The 24,554-nt window shown below is 39.2% G+C and carries 24 protein-coding genes and 1 pseudogene; 24 read left to right on the plus strand and 1 reads right to left on the minus strand.

What is annotated here, in order from left to right; genetic code table 11:
• From HMPREF0848_RS00485 to HMPREF0848_RS00515, 7 genes are all read left to right on the plus strand, one after another.
• A partial coding sequence (locus HMPREF0848_RS00485; protein WP_008533936.1) for an SH3 domain-containing protein occupies positions 1–600 on the plus strand: 600 nt, incomplete at its 5' end.
• 132 nt (positions 601–732) lie between these two features.
• Entirely contained in the window at positions 733–1,515 is a 783-nt protein-coding gene (locus HMPREF0848_RS00490; protein WP_008533937.1) for a carbon-nitrogen family hydrolase, read from the plus strand.
• 9 nt (positions 1,516–1,524) lie between these two features.
• Complete coding sequence (locus HMPREF0848_RS00495; RefSeq protein WP_008533938.1) at positions 1,525–2,706, plus strand: pyridoxal phosphate-dependent aminotransferase; 1,182 nt, start codon at positions 1,525–1,527, stop codon at positions 2,704–2,706.
• A 125-nt stretch (positions 2,707–2,831) separates the two neighbouring features.
• Positions 2,832–3,854, plus strand: a complete 1,023-nt coding sequence (gene argC / locus HMPREF0848_RS00500; protein ID WP_008533939.1) for an N-acetyl-gamma-glutamyl-phosphate reductase — start codon at positions 2,832–2,834, stop codon at positions 3,852–3,854.
• Positions 3,855–3,882: 28 nt separating this feature from the next.
• Positions 3,883–5,076, plus strand: a complete 1,194-nt coding sequence (gene argJ, locus HMPREF0848_RS00505; RefSeq protein WP_008533940.1) for a bifunctional ornithine acetyltransferase/N-acetylglutamate synthase — start codon at positions 3,883–3,885, stop codon at positions 5,074–5,076.
• Between the two features lie 26 nt (positions 5,077–5,102).
• Complete coding sequence (gene argB / locus HMPREF0848_RS00510) at positions 5,103–5,840, plus strand: acetylglutamate kinase (protein WP_008533941.1); 738 nt, start codon at positions 5,103–5,105, stop codon at positions 5,838–5,840.
• Positions 5,841–5,843: 3 nt separating this feature from the next.
• Positions 5,844–6,974: an acetylornithine transaminase gene (locus HMPREF0848_RS00515; protein ID WP_008533943.1), complete on the plus strand. Its 1,131-nt coding sequence runs from the start codon at positions 5,844–5,846 to the stop codon at positions 6,972–6,974.
• A 41-nt stretch (positions 6,975–7,015) separates the two neighbouring features.
• Here HMPREF0848_RS00515 and HMPREF0848_RS00520 read toward each other — a convergent pair whose 3' ends face one another.
• Complete coding sequence (locus HMPREF0848_RS00520) at positions 7,016–7,894, minus strand: polysaccharide deacetylase family protein (RefSeq protein WP_037608704.1); 879 nt, start codon at positions 7,892–7,894, stop codon at positions 7,016–7,018.
• A gap of 173 nt (positions 7,895–8,067) precedes the next feature.
• Here HMPREF0848_RS00520 and HMPREF0848_RS00525 point away from each other — a divergent pair, with 173 nt between their 5' ends.
• From HMPREF0848_RS00525 to HMPREF0848_RS00600, 17 genes and pseudogenes are all read left to right on the plus strand, one after another.
• A complete protein-coding gene (locus HMPREF0848_RS00525) occupies positions 8,068–9,354 on the plus strand; it encodes a homoserine dehydrogenase (RefSeq protein ID WP_008533947.1) in 1,287 nt (428 codons plus the stop codon).
• Positions 9,355–9,436: 82 nt separating this feature from the next.
• The gene (thrB, locus tag HMPREF0848_RS00530; protein WP_008533949.1) at positions 9,437–10,297 is read left to right on the plus strand and encodes a homoserine kinase; all 861 of its coding nucleotides are present in this window, start codon (positions 9,437–9,439) and stop codon (positions 10,295–10,297) included.
• Positions 10,290–11,174, plus strand: coding sequence for an EamA family transporter RarD (gene rarD, locus HMPREF0848_RS00535; protein ID WP_037608707.1), 885 nt, complete (start codon positions 10,290–10,292; stop codon positions 11,172–11,174). The genes thrB and rarD overlap by 8 nt, the downstream gene beginning before the upstream one ends.
• Before the next feature lie 123 nt (positions 11,175–11,297).
• Positions 11,298–11,918, plus strand: a complete 621-nt coding sequence (locus HMPREF0848_RS00540) for a PepSY domain-containing protein (RefSeq protein WP_008533951.1) — start codon at positions 11,298–11,300, stop codon at positions 11,916–11,918.
• A gap of 131 nt (positions 11,919–12,049) precedes the next feature.
• Complete coding sequence (locus tag HMPREF0848_RS00545; RefSeq protein WP_008533952.1) at positions 12,050–12,253, plus strand: hypothetical protein; 204 nt, start codon at positions 12,050–12,052, stop codon at positions 12,251–12,253.
• 444 nt (positions 12,254–12,697) lie between these two features.
• Positions 12,698–13,276: a flavin reductase family protein gene (locus HMPREF0848_RS00550; RefSeq protein WP_037608709.1), complete on the plus strand. Its 579-nt coding sequence runs from the start codon at positions 12,698–12,700 to the stop codon at positions 13,274–13,276.
• Positions 13,263–13,832 (plus strand): GNAT family N-acetyltransferase, encoded by a 570-nt coding sequence (locus HMPREF0848_RS00555; RefSeq protein ID WP_008533954.1) that lies wholly within the window; start codon positions 13,263–13,265, stop codon positions 13,830–13,832. Before HMPREF0848_RS00550 ends, HMPREF0848_RS00555 begins: the two co-directional genes overlap by 14 nt.
• Before the next feature lie 19 nt (positions 13,833–13,851).
• Entirely contained in the window at positions 13,852–15,261 is a 1,410-nt protein-coding gene (locus tag HMPREF0848_RS00560) for a hypothetical protein (protein WP_050787991.1), read from the plus strand.
• Complete coding sequence (locus tag HMPREF0848_RS00565; RefSeq protein WP_008533956.1) at positions 15,254–17,905, plus strand: valine--tRNA ligase; 2,652 nt, start codon at positions 15,254–15,256, stop codon at positions 17,903–17,905. The genes HMPREF0848_RS00560 and HMPREF0848_RS00565 overlap by 8 nt, the downstream gene beginning before the upstream one ends.
• A gap of 71 nt (positions 17,906–17,976) precedes the next feature.
• A complete protein-coding gene (locus HMPREF0848_RS00570) occupies positions 17,977–19,140 on the plus strand; it encodes a DNA cytosine methyltransferase (RefSeq protein ID WP_008533957.1) in 1,164 nt (387 codons plus the stop codon).
• 12 nt (positions 19,141–19,152) lie between these two features.
• Positions 19,153–21,219: an ATP-binding protein gene (locus HMPREF0848_RS00575; protein ID WP_008533958.1), complete on the plus strand. Its 2,067-nt coding sequence runs from the start codon at positions 19,153–19,155 to the stop codon at positions 21,217–21,219.
• Between the two features lie 24 nt (positions 21,220–21,243).
• Positions 21,244–22,035, plus strand: coding sequence for a hypothetical protein (locus tag HMPREF0848_RS00580; protein WP_232203271.1), 792 nt, complete (start codon positions 21,244–21,246; stop codon positions 22,033–22,035).
• Between the two features lie 15 nt (positions 22,036–22,050).
• Positions 22,051–22,202: pseudogene (locus HMPREF0848_RS10780) on the plus strand (DNA (cytosine-5-)-methyltransferase); the annotation flags it as partial.
• Positions 22,203–22,557: 355 nt separating this feature from the next.
• Positions 22,558–22,758, plus strand: coding sequence for a F0F1 ATP synthase subunit C (locus tag HMPREF0848_RS00585; protein ID WP_008533960.1), 201 nt, complete (start codon positions 22,558–22,560; stop codon positions 22,756–22,758).
• Positions 22,759–22,788: 30 nt separating this feature from the next.
• Entirely contained in the window at positions 22,789–23,496 is a 708-nt protein-coding gene (atpB, locus tag HMPREF0848_RS00590; protein WP_002887570.1) for a F0F1 ATP synthase subunit A, read from the plus strand.
• 20 nt (positions 23,497–23,516) lie between these two features.
• Positions 23,517–24,014: a F0F1 ATP synthase subunit B gene (atpF, locus tag HMPREF0848_RS00595; RefSeq protein WP_002887571.1), complete on the plus strand. Its 498-nt coding sequence runs from the start codon at positions 23,517–23,519 to the stop codon at positions 24,012–24,014.
• Positions 24,014–24,550 (plus strand): F0F1 ATP synthase subunit delta, encoded by a 537-nt coding sequence (locus HMPREF0848_RS00600; protein WP_008533962.1) that lies wholly within the window; start codon positions 24,014–24,016, stop codon positions 24,548–24,550. Before atpF ends, HMPREF0848_RS00600 begins: the two co-directional genes overlap by 1 nt.
• Positions 24,551–24,554 lie beyond the last annotated feature (4 nt).

The following is a 24,554-nucleotide window of genomic DNA, read 5'->3' on the forward strand; positions in this document are numbered from 1 at the left end:
GATAAAGGTATGAGCGTTAACTACGATAAGGTTTTGACAGCCGATGGTCATCAATGGCTTTCATATGTAACAGCAAGCGGTGCCCGTCGTTACGTTGATATTGCAACAGTTAAAGCTACAGAAACTAAACCAGAAGCCAAACCGGTTGCTAAACCAGCGGACCAACCAAGTCTGCCAGAATCAGGCACTTATACCTTTACAGGTCGTGCGTCAATCAAGGCAGAAGCTAAGGTTTCAAGCCCAGAGTTGGCCTACTATGACAAGGGTATGAGCGTTAACTATGACAAAGTTTTGACAGCCGATGGTCATCAATGGCTTTCATACATGACAGCAAGTGGTGCTCGTCGTTACGTCGATATTGCAACAGCCAAGGCTGAAGCAAGTCAACCAACTGCGAAACCAAGTCTCCCAGAGTCAGGCCGTTATACCTTCACAGGCCGTGCGTCAATTAAGGCAGAAGCCAAGGTTTCAAGTCCAGAATTGGCCTACTATGATAAGGGTATGAGCGTTAACTACGATAAGGTTTTGACAGCCGATGGTCACACATGGCTCTCATACATGACAGCAAGTGGTGCTCGTCGTTACGTCGATATTGCTTAATGAGATAAAGAATCAGGTTGGACAACGTGTCCAGCCTTTTTTGATAGCCTCTCTTTATCAGGAGATTGAATTTTTCAATTTTTGTGACGTCTTTTGGAGTGCTATAATGGTTAATATAGAATCGAGGTTACTATGAAAATCGCATTAGTACAGATGGATGTTGCTCACGGACAGCCTGCTGAAAATGTAAAACACGTGAAAGAGATGTTGAAAAGGGCGCTTGATGACAATCCCGATGTTATTGTGCTTCCTGAAATGTGGAATACAGGCTATGCTTTAGATGAACTTGACGGTATTGCGGATAAGGATGGACTGGAATCTCAAGCTCTCTTATCTCATTTTGCCAGAGAACATGCTGTGGCTATTCTCGGAGGGTCTGTTGCCATTGAGAAAGATGACAAATTCTACAATACAACCTATGTCTACAATAAGTTTGGGGACTTAATCAATACCTACAGTAAGGTCCATCTTTTTGGATTGATGGCGGAGGACCAGTATATGTCGGCTGGGGCTAAGGAGTCTGTTTTTGAGCTTGATGGTGTGACAGCGGCTAGTGTCATTTGTTACGACATTCGTTTTCCTGAATGGGTGCGAACACAGATGGCGCAAGGGGTCAAGGTGCTTTTTGTGGTAGCTCAGTGGCCTGAGCCTCGTGTGCAACAATGGGAGATTTTACTCAAGGCGCGTGCGGTTGAAAACCAAGCCTTTGTGGTAGCTGTTAACCGTGTCGGAGCAGGACCAGAAGATGTCTTTTCGGGACATTCCATGGTTATAGATCCTCTGGGAAATGTAGTCTTGCAGGCCAAGGAACATGAGGAGGGCATTTTTACGGCTGATATTAATCTTGAAGAGGTGGACCGAGTTCGAGGCCAAATTCCCGTTTTTGAGGACCGTCGCACGGACTTGTATCATTAAGGAGTGTTTATGTTATTTGAAGAATCTGATTTATTGAAAGAATTGCCAAAACAGTTTTTTGCAGGGTTGGTAGCCAAGGTGAATGCCAAGGTAGCTGAAGGCGCAGATGTGATCAACCTTGGCCAGGGAAATCCAGACCAGCCGACTTATGACCATATTGTTGAGGCCTTATGTACCTCAGCCCATAATCCAGCTAGCCACAAGTATTCTCAGTTTCGTAGCAATCGTCCCTTCAAGGAAGCAGCTACAAGTTTTTACAAGAAACATTATGGGATTGATTTGGATGCGGAGCGTGAGATTTGTGTCACGGGTGGGGCTAAGATTGGCCTTGTGGAATTGCCTTTAGCCTTGATGAATCCTGGTGACCTTTTGCTCTTGCCTGACCCAGGTTACCCTGATTACTTGTCGGGAGTGAGTCTGGGCCGTGTAACCTATGAGACCTTTCCTTTGACGGCTGAAAATGATTTTTTGCCAGATTTGGAAGCTATTCCTGAGGAGACAGCTCGTCGTGCTAAGTTTATCTATATCAATTACCCTAATAATCCTACGGGGGCTGTCGCGACAAAGGCTTTTTATGAAAAATTGATTGCCTGGGCTAAGACCTACGAGGTAGGAGTGGTGAGTGATTTGGCCTACGGGGCTTTGGGTTATCAGGGTTATGAGAATCCTAGCTTTTTATCGGTACCCGGTGCCAAGGATGTGGGAATTGAGTTTTATACCTTCTCAAAAACCTTTAATATGGCAGGTTGGCGCTTGGCTTTTGCGGCTGGAAATGCTGAGATGGTTGAAGCCTTAAACCTCATTCAGGACCACCTTTTTGTGGGAATTTTTCCCGCTTTGCAGGATGCTGGGATTGCGGCTCTCTTAGATCATAAATCTGAGGAGGCGGTGGCCCAACTAAATGCGGTTTATGATAGCCGTCGAGATGCTTTTACACAAGCAGCTGCTAAGATTGGCTGGCAAGCCTTTCCATCTAAAGGTTCCTTCTATGCTTGGATGCCTGTACCTGAGGGCTACACCAGTGAAAGTTTTGCAGATCTTTTGCTTGAGAAGGCTCATGTTGCTGTGGCACCAGGCAAAGGATTTGGACCAGCGGGAGATGCTTATGTTCGTATCGGACTGCTAGTAGAGCCTGAACGTCTTGTCGAGGCCGTCAATCGTATTGCAGATTTGCATTTATTTGATTATTAAATAGCGTTTATGAAACAAGTAGTTGGAAAATACTGCTTGTTTTTTCATATTTTTGCATCTTTCTCTTGACAAATGAATAAAAATACAATAAACTAATCACATATTTATTCAAAAGGAGTGCATAAATGAAAATTTCAATCGTTGGTATCACTGGTTATAGTGGTTTAGAGTTAGTTAAAATTTTGAATAATCATAAAAAAGCAGAACTTGTTTCTATTCACGCAACCAAGGAAGTAGGCCGACGATTGTCTGAAGTGTATCCCTATTTGACAGGTGTTTGTGATTTAGAAATAGAAGCTTTCGATGCCCAAAAGATTATGGAAAAGGCAGACTTAGTCTTCTTTGCCACACCTTCTGGTGTTGCTAGTTCATTGGCAGAAGAATTTGTTCAGGCTGGCTTTCCTATTATTGATTTATCTGGAGATCATCGCTTGCCGGCTTCCATTTATGAAAAATGGTATAAAAAATCACCTGCTAAGGAAATGATTTTGAATAAATTTACATATGCATTGTCAGAATATACAGATGTAAAGGATAAAAAATTTATTGCCAACCCTGGATGTTACGCGACGGCGACAGAATTGGCCTTGATTCCTTTGGTTGCTGCTGGTTTGATTGAGATAGATAGTGTCATCGTGGATGCTAAGTCTGGTTTGACTGGTGCTGGTAAGGCGCTGAGTGAGTATAGCCATTTTGTCAATGTTCACGATAATTATGTGACCTATAAGCTCAATCATCATCAGCATATTCCAGAGATTGTCCAGACTTTGAGGGCTTTTGATGCTGATATGCCGGAGATTCAGTTTTCAACGTCGCTTTTACCGGTTAATCGTGGGATTATGGCTACCGTTTATTGCAAATTAAAGAAGGATGTAGCTGTCTCTGATGTCGCTTCAGCCTTTGCAAAAGCTTATGATGATAAACCTTTTGTACGTGTGCAAGATAATTTACCAGAGCTCCATAATGTCATTGGATCGAATTTTACAGATATTGGCTTTGCCTATAATGAGAAAACCAATGTTCTGACGGTTATTTCAGTGATTGATAATTTGATCAAGGGTGCCGCTGGCCAAGCAGTTCAAAATCTCAACCTCATGCAGGGGTGGGATGAGACAGAAGGCTTGCTTATGACACCGTCATACTTGTAGAGATAAGAACAGAAATAGGAGAAAAAATATGAAAGTCATAGATGGAACGATTGCTAGTCCGCTTGGTTTTTCAGCAGATGGGCTACATGCAGGATTTAAAAAGAGAAAAATGGATTTTGGTTGGATTGTATCTGAAAAGCCAGCCAGCGTGGCAGGGGTTTACACGACTAATAAGGTTATCGCAGCTCCTTTGATTGTGACCAAGACCTCGGTAAAAAAGGCTGGGAAAATGAAGGCTATCGTTGTTAACTCAGGTGTGGCTAATTCTTGTACAGGGACCCAAGGATTGGAGGATGCTTACACCATGCAGGAGTGGACCGCTGAAAAGCTAGGTGTTGAACCTGATATGGTTGGTGTGGCTTCTACAGGGATTATCGGTGAGTTGCTACCAATGGATACCTTGAAAAATGGTCTTTCCAAGATAGTGGTTAATGGTAATGCTGATGATTTTGCCAAGGCAATTTTGACGACAGATACAGCGACTAAGACCATTGCTGTGACGGAGACTTTTGGACGTGATGTTGTGACTATGGCTGGTGTTGCTAAGGGCTCAGGTATGATTCACCCTAATATGGCGACCATGCTCGGTTTTATTACCTGTGATGCCAATATTTCCAGTGAGACTCTCCAATTAGCCTTGAGTCAAAATGTAGAAAAGACCTTTAATCAGATTACGGTTGACGGAGATACTTCGACTAATGATATGGTGCTTGTCATGTCAAATGGTTGCACGCTCAACGAAGAGATTCTGCCGGATACACCTGAGTTCGATAAATTTTCAAAAATGCTGAATTTTGTGATGCAAGAACTGGCTAAAAAGATTGCCAAGGACGGTGAAGGTGCCAATAAGCTCATACAGGTTGATGTGGTTAATGCTCCGAATGCCCTTGATGCCCGTATGATGGCAAAATCTGTTGTCGGTTCCAGTCTGGTCAAAACAGCCATTTTTGGTGAAGATCCTAACTGGGGACGTATTTTAGCTGCTGTTGGCTATGCTGGTGTGGATGTGCCTGTGGATAATGTAGATATTATGATTGGCGGACTGCCAGTTATGCTAGCTTCTAGTCCTGTTGCCTTTGATGATGAGGAAATGAAAGACATCATGCATGTCGATGAAGTCACCATTACAGTAGATCTTCATTCTGGACATGAAAAAGGAACCGCATGGGGTTGTGATCTCTCTTACGATTACGTTAAGATTAATGCCCTCTATCACACTTAGACTGTCTAAGGAAAAGGAGTTAACTGATGACTACTGAATATATTGTAATTAAGATTGGTGGAGTAGCCAGTAAACAGCTAACTCCTGAGATACTGACTAAACTGTCAGAATGGCAGCAGGCTGGTCAAAAAATAATCATCGTCCATGGGGGTGGCTTTGCGATCAATCAACTCATGGAGGAACATGACATCCCAATCCACAAGATCAATGGTCTGCGGGTGACGAGTCAGTCAGATATGGGTCTAATCAAAGAAGCCTTAGTTGATATGGTTGGGAAAAATTTAGCAGGTCAGTTGAGACAGGCAGGTTTGCCAGCCTATCAGGTCATAGATGAGCTTCCAGACCTTGTCCATGCTGATTTCTTAGATCAAGAGACTTATGGCTTTGTGGGTGAGGTCAGCCATATCACTAATCAGACCCTAGTGGCACTCCTTGCTCAAGGTAAGATTCCCTTGATTCCTAGCTTGGGTTACAGTGAGCAGAGTGACTTGCTCAATATTAACGCCGATTACCTTGCTAGAGCTGTGGCAATTAGTCTAGGTGCCAAAAAGCTTATTCTTATGACAGATGTCAAAGGTGTTTTAGAGAATAGACAAGTTTTGGAGCATCTGAATCTTGTGGACGTTCAGAAAAAAATAGATTCAGGTGTGATTACTGGGGGCATGATTCCTAAAATTCAAAGTGCTGTTCAGACGGTTGAATCTGGTGTTGAGCAGGTCATTATTGGTGATAACCTGACAGATGGTACCATAATCAAGGAGTAAACGATGACAAAACTATTTTCAAATTATAAACGGGCAGCGATTGATTTTGCTTCGGCCCATGGTAATTATTTGACAGATACAACTGGCAAGACCTACTTGGATTTTTCATCTGGTATTGGGGTAACTAACCTTGGCTATCATCCTCATGTCAATCAGGCTCTAACAGAGCAGGTGGGCAAGATTTTGCACCAGCCTAATCTTTATCACAATCAGTTGCAAGAAGATGTTGCTGGACTTTTAATTGGTGACAAGGATTATTTGGCCTTTTTCTGTAACAGTGGTGCAGAGGCCAATGAGGCAGCCATTAAAATCGCCCGTAAGGCATCGGGTAAACAAGAAATCATTACCTTCCAAAATTCCTTCCATGGTCGAACCTTTGGATCTATGTCTGCTACAGGTCAGGATAAAATTAAACAAGGTTTTGGTGAAGGTGTACCCCACTTTAACTATGCCATTTTCAATGACATAGACAGTGTTAAGGCCCTAGCCAATGAAGAAACGGCGGCCATTATGCTAGAGTTGGTCCAAGGGGAATCAGGTGTGCAGCCTGCGGATAAGGACTTTGTTAAGGCTTTGTCTGATTTTTGTAAGGAAACGGGTATTTATCTCATCGTAGATGAGGTTCAGACTGGTATCGGTCGTACTGGTAAGCTTTATGCTTATGAACACTACGGTATTGAACCAGATATCTTTACCCTAGCTAAAGGTTTGGCAAATGGGGTGCCAGTTGGTGCCATGCTTGCTAAGTCGTCTCTTGGAGAAGCCTTCTCTTACGGAAGTCACGGCTCTACCTTTGGAGGCAATAAGCTGGCTATGGCGGCGGCCAAGGCCACGCTTGAAGTTATGTTAGCACCTGGTTTTCTTGACACTACTCTTGAAAATGGAAACAAGCTACAAGCAAAATTGCAGACAGCTTTATCTGATAAAGAGACGGTTACCACTGTCCGTGGCTTGGGTTATATGATTGGAATCGAGACTACTGGCAATCTAGGAGAATTGGTTCAAGCGGCCAGAGATAAGGGCTTGATTGTCTTAACTGCAGGGACCAATGTGATCCGTCTTTTGCCACCAATCACACTAAGTGATGCTGAAATTGAAAAGGGTGTGACCATTCTATCAGAATTATTTGACTAGACAATAGAAAAATCACTTGACCGTTAATCAAGTGATTTCTTTTACTTATTGTCAGTAGCAATCTCGCTGAGAAGTCCTTTAGAGGTTGTTGTTGGTAGGATGCGGACACGATTAAGTGAGAGGAGGCCATCCTTAGCACTAGCTAGTCCTTCGTTGGTAGTCAGTCCTAACTTGTAAGTTTTCTTAGCCAAGTCCAAGGTCGTTTGGTTGTAGCGACCTGACGGATAGGCAATGGTATTAACCTTGGTATTGAGTTTATCTTCAAGAAAGTCAATAGAATCCGTTAATTCAGCCTTTTGCGTTGCCTTGTCATTGACAGACAAATCAGGGTGGTTAACCGTATGAGATTGGAAGCTCATGCCGTGTGCCATCATTTCTTTCATCTGTTTAACAGTGAGATTTCCAGCGTTCCCTTTCTTGACAAAGCCAGTGATAATATTATTGGTTGCCTTAGCCTTGTATTTTTTGAGAATAGGATAGGCAATCGTATAGAAGTCTTCGTTACCATCGTCAAAGGTCAGCCAGACAACCTTCTTAGCAGGTAGTGCATTTTCAGTCAAGGCCTTGTAGGCTTCTTCGGGAGTTAGGAAATAGTAACCCGCATCTACCATGGCCTTTATTTGTGCTTCAAAGTTGTCCGGAGCAACAATGAGGTTGGCGTTAGAGGCCTCAGATGGATCCATAACGTGAACAGCATGGTACATGAGGATAGGAATTTGAACAGGATCGTTATAGGTCTTCCAATTGGCTGTACCCTTAGACTGACTCGTCTGGGCCTGTTTTTGATTGGTTTTCGACTGGTTTGGACGGTTTAATATAAAAACGGCCAGGATACCCAGAAGTACCAGATTTATGACAAGTAGAAGAAAATTCATCTTCTTTCGTTTAGGTTTGGTTGATTTTTGAGCTTGAAAAGTCATTGTATCCCCTTTCAAATAGGTCTAACTATTATTTTAACAAAAATAAGGTGGAATTGCACAGAATTTTCAGTAAAAAAGGATACTTGCCACCTTAAATGGCAACAATATTCTGTCAATTCCGACAGAAATATGGTACAATTAAAAAAATGTATGTTTTTAAGGAGAAATCGTAAATGTCTATTAAAATTGGATTACTTGGCTTTGGTACAGTAGCTAGTGGTATTCCTTTCCTCTTGCAGGAAAATGGTGAAAAGGTTCTTGCAGCCTCACGTGATCAGCTTGAAATTGCAAAAGTTTTGGTTAAAGATGACGAGGAAAAAAATCGACTTCTTGCTGCTGGTAACGACTACAATTTTGTCACAAATGTTGACGAAATCCTTAACGACGATGACATTCAAATCGTGGTCGAATTGATGGGACGTATCGAGCCAGCCCGCACCTTCATCACTAAAGCGCTCGAAGCTGGTAAAAACGTTGTTTCTGCCAATAAAGACTTGATTGCCACTCATGGAAAAGAGTTGATTACCCTTGCTCAAGATAAGGGTGTGGCTTTCTACTACGAAGCTGCCGTAGCTGGTGGTATTCCAATTTTGCGTACTTTGGCTAACTCTTTGACATCTGACAAGGTGACACGTATCCTTGGTGTGCTCAACGGAACATCTAACTTTATGATGACTAAGATGGTTGACGAAGGTTGGTCATACGAAGATGCCCTCAAGACTGCTCAAGAACTTGGTTATGCTGAAAGTGATCCAACCAACGACGTTGAAGGTATTGACGCTGCTTATAAAGCTGTTATCCTTAGCCAATTTGGATTTGGTGCTACAATTGATTTTGACGATGTGTCTCACAAGGGAATTACGAACATCTCTACTGATGATGTAGCTGTCGCTCAAGAATTGGGTTATGTCATCAAATTGGTTGGTGATGTGCGTGAAGTAGAATCAGGGATTTCAGCAGAAGTATCACCAACATTCTTGCCAAAAAATCACCCACTTGCTAGTGTCAACGATGTTATGAATGCAGTCTTTGTTGAATCTATCGGTATTGGCGAATCAATGTACTACGGTCCAGGTGCTGGTCAAAAACCAACAGCAACATCTGTTTTGGCAGACATTATCCGTATTGCTCGTCGTCTTTCAGATGGCAATGTTGGGAAACCATTCAACGAGTTCCGTCGTGACTTGCCGTTGGCTAATCCAGCGGACGTTAAGAGCAACTATTACTTTGCCCTTGATACGCCAGACGAAAAAGGAAAAATCCTTCACTTGTCTCAAATCTTCAACTCAGAAGATATTTCATTTGAACAAGTTTTGCAACAAAAAGCAAATGGCACAACAGCTCGTATCGTTGTGATTACACATGCTATGTCTAAGACACAACTCCAAGCGGTTACTGAGAAACTTGAAGCAGCAGAAGACTTCACTGTTGTTAACACATTGAAAGTTTTGTCTAACTAATTGATAAGCCCGTATTGGTGCGTATAAGAAAGGTATCAAGGAGAAAAGTCGCTGATGGCTTTCCTCCTTTTGGTGTATTATTATGAAAATTACTGTTCCAGCAACATCTGCCAATATTGGTCCAGGCTTTGACTCTGTGGGTGTTGCCGTTTCTAAATATTTGACAATCGAGGTGCTTGAACCGGCAGATTCATGGCATATTGAACATGATTTGGGAGATATTCCGTCAGATGAAAACAATCTCCTCATTTCAACAGCCTTGCAAGTTAAGTCTGATTTGCAACCTCATAAATTGGTGATGACATCAGATATTCCCTTGGCGCGTGGGCTTGGTTCTTCAAGCTCTGTTATTGTCGCAGGGATTGAGTTGGCCAATCAGTTGGCAGATCTGAAGCTATCAGATGATGATAAACTTGATATTGCAACCAAGATTGAAGGCCACCCAGACAATGTTGCCCCAGCTATCTTTGGAAATCTTGTTGTAGCCTCTTATGTGGATGAACATGTTAATAGCATCGTGGCAGATTTTCCAGAGTGTGCCTTTGTGGCCTTTATTCCGAGCTATGAACTCAAGACCTCTGATTCACGTGGGGTGCTTCCAAGTGACTTGCCTTACAAAGAAGCTGTAGCTGCATCATCCATTGCCAATGTTGCTATTGCTGCGCTCTTTGCAGGGGATTTGATTAAAGCGGGACGTGCCATTCAAGGAGACATGTTCCACGAACGCTACCGCCAAAAATTGGTCAAGGAATTTGCGACCATTAAGGAATTGTCAGGCCAATACGGTGCCTATGCAACCTATCTATCAGGTGCTGGTCCAACAGTAATGACTCTGACACCCAAGGACAAGTCTGAAGCCTTCAAAGCAGCTATCGATGGTCTTGGATTAGACGGTGAAACCTTCATCCTATCTGTGGATAAAGCAGGTGTTGTCGTTGACTAGAAAGAATCAAGGGTTGCTCTTTGGACTAGCAACCTATATTCAATGGGGATTTTTATCCCTTTTTTGGAAGCTTTTAGCAGGTGTTTCAGCCTATAACACCTTCTCATGGCGGATTGTCTTTACTGTAGTGACCATGCTGGGTTATGCGCTAATAGCTAAACAAAATACACGTTTTAAAGTCGAACTTGTAGAACTTTGGCAAGATAAGAAGGCCTTGCTTCGTATGTTGCTTGCCAGCTTTCTCATAGCAGCCAACTGGTTGATTTATATCTATGCTGTGGGTCATGGGCAAGCGACACAAGCTAGTTTAGGTTATTATATTATGCCTATTATTTCTATCCTATTTGCTCTTATTTTTCTTCGAGAATCTCTGAGCAGAACCATGTGGGCAGCAGTATTTTTAGCTTTTATAGGAGTATTGGTTCTTGTTCTTAATACAGGAAAACTTCCCATGGTTTCTTTAGGATTAGCCCTGAGTTTTGGTTTTTATGGCTTGATCAAGAAGGGGGTCAAGTTGTCTAGTGATGTGGCTATGTTAGTGGAAAGTGGTTTTCTTCTTCCTTTTGTAGTAGTCTATTTGGCCTTCTTTTCACCAGAGTCATTTTCCTCATACTCGAGCATGGAAATGTTTCTCCTAGCCATCTCAGGTGTGGTGACGGCTGTTCCCCTCCTCTGCTTCTCTGAGGCAGTTAAAAGGGCACCGCTTAATCTTATCGGTTTTATCCAGTATCTTAATCCTACCATTCAACTGCTTGTGGCTATTCTCATTTTTGGTGAGACTGTTACTGTGGGAGAATTGAAGGGGTTCATCTTTATTTGGATAGCTATCTTGGTTTTTGTGACCGGTCAATTAGTGACTATTCGTAGAAGTTCCTGATGTCTGTCAGGGACTTTTTATGACTTTTTTATGAGTTTGTCATAAAAAAAGACCAAGTTTATCTGACAATTTTAGAACTTTAAGATATAATAGTAGTATTAGATTAAAATAGCGGAGAATTTTATGCGAAAAATGAAAAAGCTTGTGGGCTATGTGTTCCTACTTGCTATCCCAGTTGTCATCGCTGCAGCCCTGTTTATCTATAACGGTTCAGGTTATCGCTTGTCAGAACAAGATGCAGCAGATGTTGCCTACAAAAATGCAGGTGTTAAAACCTCTGAGATTTCCCAATCAACAGTCTCAAAAACACGTACAGGCTTGCATGGCAGTTATAAGGTTAGTTTTACAACACCAGACAACCACTTTGATTACACCATTGATGGTCAATCTGGGTCTATTTTGAATCAGAAGAGCGACCATCCAACTTCTAATGATGAAGATGATGCTCAAAAGACTGATGACGATAAAGACAAGACACAACCTAGCGAAGATAAAGATACCCCACCGGTATCTAAAGATGCTGCTCAAACGACAGCCCTTAATCATGCCGGCTTAGCTGCTGGTTCTGTTACGAACTTGACGACAGATTTGAAGACTGAAGGAGACGGTAAAGTTTATAATATCAGTTTTGACTACGCAGCTAGTGGTCTACGTTATAAATACGCAGTTAATGCCGAGTCAGGAGCTATCGTCGCCTACACAACAGAGTACATCTCAGGAAGCGCTGCAACCCCAGCCCAATAGCGTTTTAGTTGTCTGAAAACCTTCCTAGTTATTAGCAAAAGTCTTTGCATTTTCTCTGAAATGGTGTAAACTTAAGGTGAAAACGGTAACAGCATTTTCGAAAGTTACCCATAATCAAGGAGGCTTTGACCATGAAAGAATTTCAAGCATTTAAAGACACGCTTAGCAACAAGGCTCTCAAAGCCATTTACGAAGAAAGCAAACTGAAAGTTCAAGATGAAACGACCGAAGGCACCGAAGCCTTCTCACTAGCCTTAGCCACTCAAATGGCTATCAATCTACTCGAAAGCTATGAAAAATGGCTTGAAGAAGAAAGAACTAAGAAAGAAAAATAAGATGAAATCCTTGTCAGTAGACAGGGATTTTTCTTATGAGAATAAAATGAGGAATTGGATTCCTATTCAAAGGTGAAATATGTAGTCTGACTTATTTTCAACTTCAGGACCCCACAATTTCATTTGTCTTGGTCTTAAAATTGTGATAAAATAAGACCATTCAGAGGTGCTTTGAAGCCCATTTGTCACAGGAAGCGGTGGTACTGAGAAATCCGCACAAATGTCAAAGCTGGTTGCTGATGGTCAAATTGAATCAAGAAAGCTGTGAGTGGTTGCCACTCAAAACTGGGTGGTACCGCGGATACACATTCGTCCCTGTCATGGTTATGGCAGGGATTTTCTATAGCTTTTAAAGAAGCAAGACCGAAGGTCGCAGGTGAATTTAGAGATATTGATGCAGACGGAGCGAAAGCGAGGTCTACGTTCCTATCAGAGGAGGGTGACATGAAGCAATCTTTTGAGACCAGTAAATTGTACTATGGTTTTCCCATTTTTATCTTGGGTTACCAAGACCAGGCACATGGCTATAATGTGACGACTTGTAGTTCTTCCTATAGTCTAGGAGATTGGCTCGTAATAGGGGTCGGTAGTGAGGAAAATGCGGCAGACCAGATTAAATATTATCAGAAGTTCACAGTGAATATTCCTGATGAAAGTTTTATGCTTGAGATGGAGCAGGCTGGATTTATTAGTCACCGTGAAAAGATTGCTAAACTCGGCATAGATTTTCAACCTTCTGATTTGACACAAGCACCTATCCTGAATGCCTGTCCAGTCGTTCTAGATTGTAAGGTTGACAGAATTATTGAGGAAGATGGTATCTGTCATATCTTTGCTAAGATCCTAGACCGCCTTGCGGAATCTGATTTGTTAGATGACAAGGGACATTTCCGTAATGATTTTTTTGCACCGACTTACTTTATGGGAGATGGGCATAAGCGTGTCTATCGCTATCTCGATAATCGTGTCGACCCCATGGGAAGCTTCATCAAGAAAGCGAGGAAGAAGGATGACAAGAGCTGAGTTGTCAGAACGAATCGAAACGGAGCGACTCGTCTTACGAAATCGTACATTGGCGGATGCAGAGGCAATCTTTGACTTTGCCAGTCGTCCAGAAGTCTCCTATCCAGCTGGTTTTCCACCCGTCAAGACCCTTGAAGAGGAAATCTATTATTTAGAACATCTCCTCCCTGAGCGTAATCAAAAAGACAATCTCCCAGCAGGCTATGGCATTGTGGTCAAAGGGACAGATACGGTCATCGGTTCTGTTGATTTCAACCATCGCCACGAAGATGATGTGCTTGAGATAGGCTATACCTTGCACCCAGACTATTGGGGGCGAGGTTATGTGCCAGAAGCAGCGCGTGCTTTGATTGACCTAGCTTTCAAAGAACTGGATCTTCACAAGATTGAGCTGACTTGCTTTGGCTACAATGTCCAAAGTCAACGAGTTGCGGAAAAACTTGGCTTTACTCTTGAAGCTCGTATCCGAGACCGCAAAGATGCCCAAGGCAATCGCTGTGATGATTTGATATATGGCTTGCTGAAGAGTGAGTGGGAGGTGAAAAATAGTTACTAAACTTGGGGGATATTTGATAATGTTTTATGAAAAGGCAAAAGTTAGATTGCGGATTTTTTTGGTTATAATTTGGAAAATACTTATGAATACCCTTGCTTATTTTCCAATACTGTTTTTTGTTTCTATTTTAGGAATAGTAATTCCTGCCGCTTTACTAAGTTTGCTAATTAGTAAGGATACTGTACTTTTAATTCTAGAGATAAGCATTTTTTTATTCTTGATAGGTTTTTATTTTAAATATCTCTCTAAAAATAACTTGTTAAAGATAGTTTTTTTTGCATATTGGATTATTTCCATTGTATCTTTAATTATGTTCTTGTTCACTAAACTCAAGTTTTTAATTCTTTTTCAATTTGCATTGACACTGATATGTATATTTCATTTTACAACTTGGCTTAAAAAAATTAAGGAGTTTCTTACAGAAAGCACTGAAGTTTTAGCTTTCATGAATATGTGGGATACAATCTTTTGTGGGATATTAATATTTATTTTATATCATTTAGATCAAGTTGAATCAATTTTAAGCTACTTTATGAAACGTCATAAAATAAGTGGAGCTCAGATGAGTAATTGGATAAGTATTTTATTAATTATAATACTTCCGTTTATATATTCCTTCATAAAAACTATAGTGTCGATTAAAATATTTAAGAATGTAAATAAAATATATATTCCTAAAGGAAAAACACTATGGAATGTACATGCTACAATGTTTATTGCTTCGTTTCTTTGGCTTTTTATCTATCTTTATTATTTTATTTCCAGAGTACTTAGATTTAAACCAAATTTGATATTGGATATCTTCATATTCTTTTTCTTTATAGTATCTTATTTAATATGTTGGAGGGTGTTTTATAATCAAATTAAATATGGAGCAAAAGATATAAAAGAAGTGGTAGCTTCTTGGTTAACTGGAACAATTTGTATATTGGTGCTAGCGACATTTAATCAAGTTGAAAATGAATTAATAAGTGCTTTAACCTGGTTTTTACCAATATTAATTCCTAGCCTAATAGGGAAAATAGATTCTCAGTTTGATACAAAAAGATATAAGAAAAAACCAATAAGAACTGAGAAAATGGATAGACATCTCTATCGAATTCAACTATATGGCTTTCTTACTTTATTAATGCTGAGTATTATTCCAAAGTTAATTGAAATTATTTCGGGTTTGAGTATAAAATTGGAATTAGCTAAATTTATAAATCCATCAGCTGATTGGATGGCCGAATTTCTTGCATCAACTTTAATTATTCTCTTTTGCTTCATGCTATCATTAGTTGTTGGTGGGGTAATAATTTGGTTGTTAAAATATTTCTATCTAGATAAATATAATAGATATTACGAATTTAGAAATATCACACCCAATGTTTTAAATAATCATAAATATAGAAAAAACATTCACAAAAGGAGGAAAAATAATGTCTAAAGAACTTTCACCTAAATACAATCCAGCCGAGGTTGAGGCTGGTCGTTACCAAAAATGGCTTGACGAAGATGTTTTCAAGCCTTCAGGCGATAAAAAGGCCAAGCCTTATTCTATCGTCATTCCACCACCAAACGTAACTGGTAAACTTCACCTTGGTCACGCTTGGGATACAACCTTGCAAGATATCATCATCCGTCAAAAACGCATGCAAGGTTTTGATACACTTTGGCTTCCTGGTATGGACCATGCTGGGATTGCTACTCAAGCCAAGGTTGAAGCTCGTTTGGCCGAAAGTGGTATTTCTCGTTATGACCTTGGCCGTGAAAAATTCCTTGATAAAGTCTGGGAATGGAAAGACGAGTATGCTTCAACCATCAAGCAACAATGGGGCAAGATGGGGATTTCGGTGGATTACTCTCGTGAGCGCTTCACCCTTGATGAAGGTCTCTCAAAAGCCGTTCGTAAGGTCTTTGTAGAACTTTACAAAAAAGGCTGGATTTACCGTGGTGAATTTATCATCAACTGGGATCCAAAAGCCCGTACAGCCCTTTCTGATATCGAGGTTATTCACAAGGATGTTGAAGGTGCCTTCTACCACATGAACTACATGTTGGAAGACGGTTCACGTGCCCTTGAAGTAGCAACAACTCGTCCTGAGACCATGTTTGGGGATACTGCGGTTGCAGTTAACCCAAATGACGATCGTTATAAAGACTTGATTGGTAAAAATGTTATCTTGCCAATCTTAAATAAACCAATCCCAATCGTTGGCGATGAACACGCAGACCCTGAATTCGGTACTGGTGTGGTTAAAATCACTCCTGCCCACGACCCTAACGACTTCTTAGTTGGTCAACGTCATAATCTTCCGCAAGTGAACGTTATGAACGATGATGGTACCATGAATGAATTGGCTGGCGAATTCAACGGTATGGACCGCTTTGAAGCACGTAAGGCTGTTGTTAAGAAATTGGAAGAAATCGGTGCCCTTGTCGAAATCGAGAAAATGACTCACTCGGTTGGTCACTCAGAGCGTACAGGTGTGCCTGTTGAACCACGATTGTCTACACAATGGTTCGTTAAGATGGACCAATTGGCCAAAAATGCCATCGCTAACCAAGACACAGACGATAAGGTTGATTTCTACCCACCTCGTTTCAACGATACCTTCCTCCAATGGATGGAAAATGTCCACGACTGGGTAATTTCTCGCCAGCTCTGGTGGGGTCACCAAATCCCCGCTTGGTACAATGCTGAGGGTGAAATGTACGTTGGCGAAGAAGCACCAGAAGGCGACGGATGGAAACAAGACGAAGATGTCTTGGATACTTGGTTTAGTTCTGCCCTTTGGCCATTTTCAACTATGGGTTGGCCTGATGTGGAAGCAGAAGACTTCAAACGTTACTTTCCAACTTCAACCTTGGTAACAGGTTACGATATCATCTTCTTCTGGGTATCTCGTATGATCTTCCAATCATTGGAATTTACAGGACGCCAACCATTTAAGAATGTCTTGATCCACGGTTTGATTCGTGATGAGCAAGGACGCAAGATGTCTAAATCTCTCGGTAACGGGATTGACCCAATGGATGTTATCGAGAAATATGGTGCCGATGCCCTTCGTTGGTTCCTTTCAAACGGTTCTGCACCAGGGCAAGACGTGCGCTTCTCTTACGAGAAAATGGATGCTTCATGGAATTTCATTAACAAGATTTGGAACATCTCTCGTTACATCCTCATGAATAATGAAGGATTGACCCTTGATGCGGCACGTGAAAATGTGGCTAAAGTCGCTGCTGGTCAAGCAGGAAACGTCACAGACCGTTGGATTCTCCATAACCTCAACGAAACAATCGGTAAAGTCACTGAAAACTTTGATAAGTTTGAATTCGGTGTGGCTGGTCACATCCTCTACAATTTCATCTGGGATGAGTTTGCGGATTGGTATGTTGAGTTGACTAAGGAAGTGCTTTATAGCGACAATGAGGACGAAAAAGTCATCACTCGTTCTGTCCTTCTATATACTTTGGACCAAATCTTGCGTCTCCTTCACCCAATCATGCCATTCGTGACTGAGGAAATCTACGGTCAAATCTCTGAAGGAACAATCGTGACTGCGGAATACCCAGTGGTTCGTCCAGAGTTTGAAAACGAAGAAGCAGCAGCTGGCGTTGAAGCACTTAAAGATGTGATTCGCTCAGTCCGTAACTCACGTGCAGAAGTGAACGTAGCGCCAAGCAAACCAATCACTATCTTGATTAAGACTAGCGACAGCAAGCTTGATGCCTTCTTCAATGACAATGTCAACTACATCAAACGCTTCACCAATCCAGAACACTTGGAAATTGCAGCAGATGTCGAAGTACCTGACTTGGTTATGTCAAGCATCATCACAGGTGCAGAAATCTACTTGCCACTTGCTGACCTTCTCAATGTTGAAGAAGAATTGGCTCGTCTTGAAAAAGAATTGGTTAAATGGCAAAAAGAACTCGACATGGTTGGTAAAAAACTTAGCAACGAACGCTTCGTAGCCAACGCCAAACCAGAAGTCGTCCAAAAAGAACGCGACAAACAAGAAGATTACCAAGCTAAATACGATGCGACAGTCGTACGTATTGAAGAAATGAAAAAATTGGTGAAATAAACACAGAAGCACGGCGGAATGCCGTGTTTTTTTGGTATAATATACTAAGTATACAGTGTAAAGGAATTAATATGATTGAAGTTATAGATTTATTTTCTGGTGCTGGAGGATTGACTTTTGGCTTTCAGAATACAATAAAAAATAATAATTTTGTTTTTAGAAATGACTTTAATATTAGATTTGCAAATGAATTCAATCGTGACGCAGCAGAAGCTTTCAGACTGAATTATCCTAAAATTACTATGATTGAAGATGACATTGCTAATATAGATGAAAGTTTTTTAAAATCCAAAGGAATCAGCTCAAAAGGAGTCGATTTAGTTATAGGTGGTCCACCTTGCCAATCCTTTAGTACGGTTGGTAAAAGGCAATATGATAAAAGAGCCAAAATGTATAGAGAATATCGAAGGATACTCTCTTTCATTCAACCAAAGATGTTTGTTTTTGAAAATGTTTATGGCCTTTTAACTATGAAAAATGAACAGAATGGACCGATTATTCGAAATGTAAAAGAAAGTTTTAATGATTTATCGAGTTTTGGTGATGTCAGTGGGTACAATGTCTATACTAAGTTGATTAATGCAAAAGACTTTGGTGTTCCTCAAAATCGAGAACGTGTCTTTTTGATAGGAGTCCGAAAGGATTTAAAAATTAAGTCAGAGTGGATATTTCCAGAAGCAATGACCTTGAATAATGAAATTACATTAAGAGATGCAATTAGTGATTTACCTATATTAGGGAATAATGAACAAAAATATAATTATATATGTGAACCAAGAACAGAGTATCAAGCTTTATTAAGAGGAAATCAAACTGAGCTACTTAATCATGTTAGTCGAAATCATGGTGAGAGATTACAAAAAATAATGAGGGCTCTTGGAGAGGGGCAGGGGAAAAACGATATTAATAGGATGGTTGAAGATGGTATTTTAGATAAAGATTTATACTTGACTTCTGGCTATAATAATACTTATGGTAGATTGTGGTGGGATAAGCCATCTACAACCATTACAAATAATTTATCAACCCCATCTTCCTTACGTTGTATTCACCCTAGTCAAAATAGAGCCTTAACTGCTAGAGAAGGTGCAAGAATACAATCTTTTCCAGATAATTATAAGTTTGTCGGAGGCCTACAAGCAATTAATACTCAGATTGGTAATGCTGTCCCTCCAATTTTAAGTATTCATTTAGCAAATAGAATAAAAGATTTCTTTGAAGAAAATAATTTGTGAAAAGGAATAAATATGACAGAAAAAAATACAATCCAATTCAATTTTTCATACTATGCTTTAAATTTACTTGGTAAACAGATGTACAGTAATAGATGGAGTGCTATTTCTGAACTTGTAGCAAATGGATTAGATGCTGGCGCAACAAATGTAAAATTATATATTAATTCTATTAATAAAAAAAAATCTATTTTGGAGATAATAGATAATGGGAGTGGTATGTCTTATAATGACTTGGCTACAAAATATGTGTTAATAGGTAGGAATAAGCGCTTGTCTGAAAATGAATTGTCGGATAGGATTAAAGGACGTAAGGGAATAGGTAAACTAGCTACGTTATTTCTATCTAAAAAGTACTATATTGTTTCAAAAAAAGCTGGTGTCACAACTGCATGGATGTTAGATTCAACTGATAAAAATGATAATGATGTTCCAGAATTAATAAGGGTAAATGCTTCAGAAGTTGGAATTGAAAATAGAGAATTATGGGAACAATATGATACAGGAACTCTTGTTAAACTAGTGGATGTAAATATGTCAGGATTTGCTGAGACAAAATTCGAATCTTTAAAACTTCGCTTGGCCGATTACTATCTTTTAGATAATATTAATGCAGGGATAGAGGTGGCCTATATTACAGATTCTCGACAAAGAGCAACATTTGAAAAAGTAGAGAAAAAAATAGCGTTCAAAAACTTTTTTGCCTTTTTTGAAAATGATTTAGAAAATAATTTATCCAATAAATTATCGAAAAGTGTATTAATCCCAAATAGCAAATATCCAGAGTTTAGGAACAGACGAAGGGATGTTGTCAAATTTTCAAAAGAAGATTTTAAAAATATAGAAGGTATAGGAAGGTTCATAACTACCTCTGGAGAATCTAAGTTTTTTCCCTATGAACTTAAAGGTTGGATTGGTATTCATTCAACAATAAATACAAATGAAGCTAAACAAAATGATCCAAATTTTGTTAAAAATGGTGTTCATACACCTAATAGGTTGAAATTATATGTTCGTGATAAGTTAGCTGTGGAAAACTTTCTTGAGTATTTAGATAATACTCAACAAATGAAAGTTTATTTAGAAGGAGAAATATCTTTTGATATCCTGGATAATGATGAACTTGAAGATATTTCAACATCTTCTCGTGAAGGATTTTCAAGAGAAGATGAACGAGTTAAGCTACTAATTAATATTTTGAAACCAATTATTAGTAAGTTGATGAGTGAAAGAAATAAAGTTGCTACGCAAATTAGTGCTGAAGATCGCATGGAAGATGAAAGAAGGCTCGAAAAAGAGAGGGAGGAAAGACGAAAAGAAAGAGAAGCTCGGCGACAAGAAGAAAGAAAAAAAAGAATAGCTGAACAAAAGGCTGAGATACTGGAACAAAAAAATGAACACCTGATAGAAACAAATGCTCAATTAGAAACACAAAATACTATTCAAAAAGTAATGCTACAAGAAAAAGATCCAGAAAAACAGGAATTATTTGTTCATGAATTAAATACAATCAGCGATAACTTGGTATATACCATTAGTGATCTAGCCGAAGATTTTCGAAAAACTAAAGAATATGATAGGGTTAGTGAATATATTATTGATTTCAAAAGAAGTGCGGATCGTCTTAGTACTATAAAAAGACAGTTTTTGAAATTAGGTACATATGATTTAATAGGTAAGCAACTAATTGATATTAAGTCATATTTAAAGAGCTATCTTAAGGTTAGCCCGCATAGAAAAAGAATTATTGATGAGATAAGTCCTGGAGAATTTGGAAAAGAAATAGATGTTTTTGAGTTTGCAATTTTAGTAGATAATTTAATTTCAAATGCTATTGATAACAATGCAACTTTTATTAATTTTTCTTTTTTAGATAATGAAAACAAATTAATTATTAGCTCAGACACAGCACCAATAAAGATAGAACCCATTGAAAAAATATTTGACCTAGGAGTCAGTTCAAAAAATTTTGGGACAGGTGTCGGATTATACTTGGTTAAAGAAATTTGTGACGAGTATAATTGGAAAATAGATGTATCTCAAGATGCATCAAATGTAAATTTTGAAATAAAAATGGAGTAACCGAAATTGAGAAATGAAGTGAGAGTGATTTGGTTAGAAGATTCTATAAGAGGTGCAAATAAGAGACCTCATGAAAGTAGAGTTAAAGCAGTAGAAGAACACATAGAATCTAAGGGATATCAACCTAATATCAAAGTTGTTACTAATATTAGTGAAGCAAAACGCTTATTGACGATAAGAGGTGGGGAAGAACGATATGACTTTTTTATTTCTGACTTTGATTTAGGGGGAGGAACAGAAGCTGAAAAAGGATTAGATTATTTAGTAGAAGTAAGAAAATCAAAAAATTATAAGCGATTTTTTGTATTGTATTCTCGAAATGAGTATTCAACAATCTCTCAAAAAGTTATTGAAAAATTAAAAGATGAGAGTAACGTTAATCTTTTTACTAATTTTTCATTTATATCTATTGCGACAGATGATAAGTATACGATTGAACATGTTAAACAGAAATTTAAAGAGTCTATAGATATTGGATTAGCAAGATGGGACGAATTAAACGCTATTCGAGGAATGTATATGTGTGAACATGCTGAGATCGAATATCATTTAAGGAAAAAAGGAATATCCGGCAGTTATGAAGAACAGATAGGTTATTTTTGTACAAAAGAAAACATTCCTAAAGATATTCAAACATTGTGGGATGAACAAAGAAAGATTCGAAATGCTTTAGCACATGTTAGGGAAGCATTTGATCATAGGAAAAAATGCTTCTATATTGTATCTAATGAAGATTCTAGGATAAAAATATTTGAAAATGATTTAGATACACACAGAAGTAAGTTAAGAGATTTGAGAGAGAAATTGAATATTTAGAAAGCAAGTTATTACTTGTTAAATTCTGTAAGACCGAACCAACCTGAGAAGTATTAGCTTGTTGCCTTTTTTCAGCTTTTGGGGAGGCTGAATTGTAATTTGAACAGACCAATGGCTTCAGAGTGGTGCACGCCAATGAGTTTGATAAATATGCTCGTCAGACTTATTAGTTAAACAATTCAAATATCCCTTCAGCTTTCTTTAAGCAACCCAAGCTATACTATAGCCATCCTAATAAGTATCGCTGAACTTGGTTCAGTAGCACTCACAGTCCTTGGCTTTAAGTCAGACAGTGAATCTTTCTTTTCTTCATATAATCTCCCAAGAAGTCTAGCCCACTGTGGTTAGGCTTTTTTTGAAATAACAGATGAAGTTTCATTAAAAAGGCAAACACTTACATAGGTAAAATGAAAACGTTAGGCAAAGTCAGTGAAAACGTCTAAAAAACCAGTAATTCGTTGACTTTCGCAGAAAATAGGACTAAAATAACAGGGTAAAAAAATTTAAAAGGAGAATTCTACTATGAGTTTAACTATCTTAGGCCTCGGTTTGGCCGTTATGGGTGTATCTATCGGTGAGGGTATCCTCGTTGCCAATATCGCTAAAGCTGCAGCTCGCCAACCTGAGATGTTTAGCAAACTTCAAACATTGATGTTTACTGGTGTTGCCTTTATCGAAGGTACTTTCTTCGTACTGTTTGCCCTTAGCTACATTGTCAAATAGACAAATTAAAAGATGAAGGAGGGATGAGCATTGGAAACTACAAGTAATCCAACCGTCTCAGTATTTGGGATTGATTTTGACTTGACTGTCCTTGCCATGTCTCTCTTGACAGTAATTATCGTTTTTGGAGTGGTTTTTTGGGCAAGTCGTAAGATGTCTATTAAACCAAAGGGAAAACAAAATGTACTTGAGTTTATCTATGAATTTGTGAACAGTACCATTTCTCAAAATCTTGGAAAGTTCACGAAGAATTATAGTTTGCTCTTGTTTGTAATTTTCACCTTTGTGTTTACAGCAAACAACATAGGTCTGCTTGTATCTGTTAAAAGTGAGCATTACAATTTTTGGTCTTCTCCAACATCGAATTTCGGTGTTACTATCACTCTTTCTTTGATTGTTACCCTCATTAGTCATATTGAGGGGATTCGTAAAAAAGGGTTTAAAGGCTATCTCAAAGGCTACCTTTCACCATATCCGGCAATGCTCCCAATGAACATTTTGGAACAATTAACCAACCTTGCGTCATTGGCTTTGCGTTTGTTTGGTAACATTTATTCTGGTGAGGTACTAACTGGCTTGATTCTTCAATTGGTAACATGGTCTGCTTTTGCGGCACCTGTATCCTTTGCTTTGAACCTTGTCTGGGTTGCCTTTTCAACCTTTATCGGTTTCATTCAAGCCTATGTCTTTATTATCCTAAGTTCAAACTACATTGGTGATAAAGTCAACGAAGAATAATTAAGAAAGGGAGAAATTAAATGTCATTACTGATTAATAGTACGACACTTGGTAATATCATTATTACGCTCGGCTCTGTTTTTCTCTTGTATTACCTCATTCGTAAATTCGCATGGGATCAAATTACAGGAATCTTTGCTGCTCGTGAAAAGAAAATTGCCACAGATATTGATAGTGCTGAAAATGCTCGTCAAGAAGCAGAAAGCTTGGCACAAAAACGTCAAGATGAGTTAGCTGGTGCTCGCACAGAAGCAGCTCAAATTATTGATGGGGCCAAGGAAACTGGTAAAACTCAAGAATCAAAAATCATTGCAGAAGCACATGATGAAGCTAAACGCTTAAAAGATAAAGCTAATCAAGACATTGCTCAAAGTCGTGTGGAAGCACTTGCTGGTGTTAAAGGTGAAGTAGCAGACTTGACTGTCCTCTTGGCAGAAAAAGTTATGAAACAAAACCTTGATGCCAAAGCGCAATCTGACTTGATTGATAGCTATCTTGATCAATTAGGAGATGCTTAATGGATAAGAAAACACAAGCTCTTGTTGAGCAGTATGCCAGAAGTCTGGTAGAAGTCGCTTTTGAACAAGACGCCGTGTCAACAATCCAAGAAGAAGTAAGGCAAATCCTAACCGTTTTTGCTGAAACAAAACTAAAAACCTTCTTGTCACAGGAAAATGTGACAAGCGAGGCTAAGAAAGAAAGTTTGAGTTTGTTTCAAGAGTCTTGTTCAGTATATATGAACAACTTTCTTGAGGTAATCTTACTTAATGACCGAGCTAACATTCTCTATGATGTGTTGAAGTTGGTCCTTAAGCTCTTTGATCAAGAAGACAACACTTACGATGTCACTGTGACCTCAGCAAGTCCCTTGTCTGAAGACCAAAAAGCACGACTTTTGGCGATTGTTTCACAAAAATTTGAGATTAAGACACGTCGTTTAGTAGAAAATATTGATGAGAACCTCATCGGAGGATTCGTCATCAAAGCAAAAAATAAGGTTGTTGACACGTCAATTCGTAGTCAATTGCAAGCCTTTAAAACGAATTTGAAATAGAAAG

Origin of the sequence: Streptococcus sp. C150, assembly GCF_000187445.1 — a bacterium.
GTDB lineage: Bacteria > Bacillota > Bacilli > Lactobacillales > Streptococcaceae > Streptococcus > Streptococcus raffinosi.

Bases quoted from the DNA above. Each gene is read 5' to 3' on its own strand.
- HMPREF0848_RS00600 (WP_008533962.1), top strand. From the start codon at position 24,014: ATGGATAAGAAAACACAAGCTCTTGTTGAGCAGTATGCCAGAAGTCTG.
- argJ (WP_008533940.1), top strand. From the start codon at position 3,883: ATGAAAGTCATAGATGGAACGATTGCTAGTCCGCTTGGTTTTTCAGCA.
- HMPREF0848_RS00525 (WP_008533947.1), top strand. From the start codon at position 8,068: ATGTCTATTAAAATTGGATTACTTGGCTTTGGTACAGTAGCTAGTGGT.
- HMPREF0848_RS00565 (WP_008533956.1), top strand. From the start codon at position 15,254: ATGTCTAAAGAACTTTCACCTAAATACAATCCAGCCGAGGTTGAGGCT.
- atpF (WP_002887571.1), top strand. From the start codon at position 23,517: ATGTCATTACTGATTAATAGTACGACACTTGGTAATATCATTATTACG.
- HMPREF0848_RS00495 (WP_008533938.1), top strand. From the start codon at position 1,525: ATGTTATTTGAAGAATCTGATTTATTGAAAGAATTGCCAAAACAGTTT.
- thrB (WP_008533949.1), top strand. From the start codon at position 9,437: ATGAAAATTACTGTTCCAGCAACATCTGCCAATATTGGTCCAGGCTTT.
- HMPREF0848_RS00515 (WP_008533943.1), top strand. From the start codon at position 5,844: ATGACAAAACTATTTTCAAATTATAAACGGGCAGCGATTGATTTTGCT.
- HMPREF0848_RS00560 (WP_050787991.1), top strand. From the start codon at position 13,852: ATGTTTTATGAAAAGGCAAAAGTTAGATTGCGGATTTTTTTGGTTATA.
- HMPREF0848_RS00570 (WP_008533957.1), top strand. From the start codon at position 17,977: ATGATTGAAGTTATAGATTTATTTTCTGGTGCTGGAGGATTGACTTTT.
- HMPREF0848_RS00550 (WP_037608709.1), top strand. From the start codon at position 12,698: ATGAAGCAATCTTTTGAGACCAGTAAATTGTACTATGGTTTTCCCATT.
- argB (WP_008533941.1), top strand. From the start codon at position 5,103: ATGACTACTGAATATATTGTAATTAAGATTGGTGGAGTAGCCAGTAAA.
- HMPREF0848_RS00575 (WP_008533958.1), top strand. From the start codon at position 19,153: ATGACAGAAAAAAATACAATCCAATTCAATTTTTCATACTATGCTTTA.
- HMPREF0848_RS00490 (WP_008533937.1), top strand. From the start codon at position 733: ATGAAAATCGCATTAGTACAGATGGATGTTGCTCACGGACAGCCTGCT.
- HMPREF0848_RS00555 (WP_008533954.1), top strand. From the start codon at position 13,263: ATGACAAGAGCTGAGTTGTCAGAACGAATCGAAACGGAGCGACTCGTC.
- argC (WP_008533939.1), top strand. From the start codon at position 2,832: ATGAAAATTTCAATCGTTGGTATCACTGGTTATAGTGGTTTAGAGTTA.
- HMPREF0848_RS00540 (WP_008533951.1), top strand. From the start codon at position 11,298: ATGCGAAAAATGAAAAAGCTTGTGGGCTATGTGTTCCTACTTGCTATC.
- HMPREF0848_RS00585 (WP_008533960.1), top strand. From the start codon at position 22,558: ATGAGTTTAACTATCTTAGGCCTCGGTTTGGCCGTTATGGGTGTATCT.
- HMPREF0848_RS00520 (WP_037608704.1), bottom strand. From the start codon at position 7,894: ATGACTTTTCAAGCTCAAAAATCAACCAAACCTAAACGAAAGAAGATG.
- HMPREF0848_RS00545 (WP_008533952.1), top strand. From the start codon at position 12,050: ATGAAAGAATTTCAAGCATTTAAAGACACGCTTAGCAACAAGGCTCTC.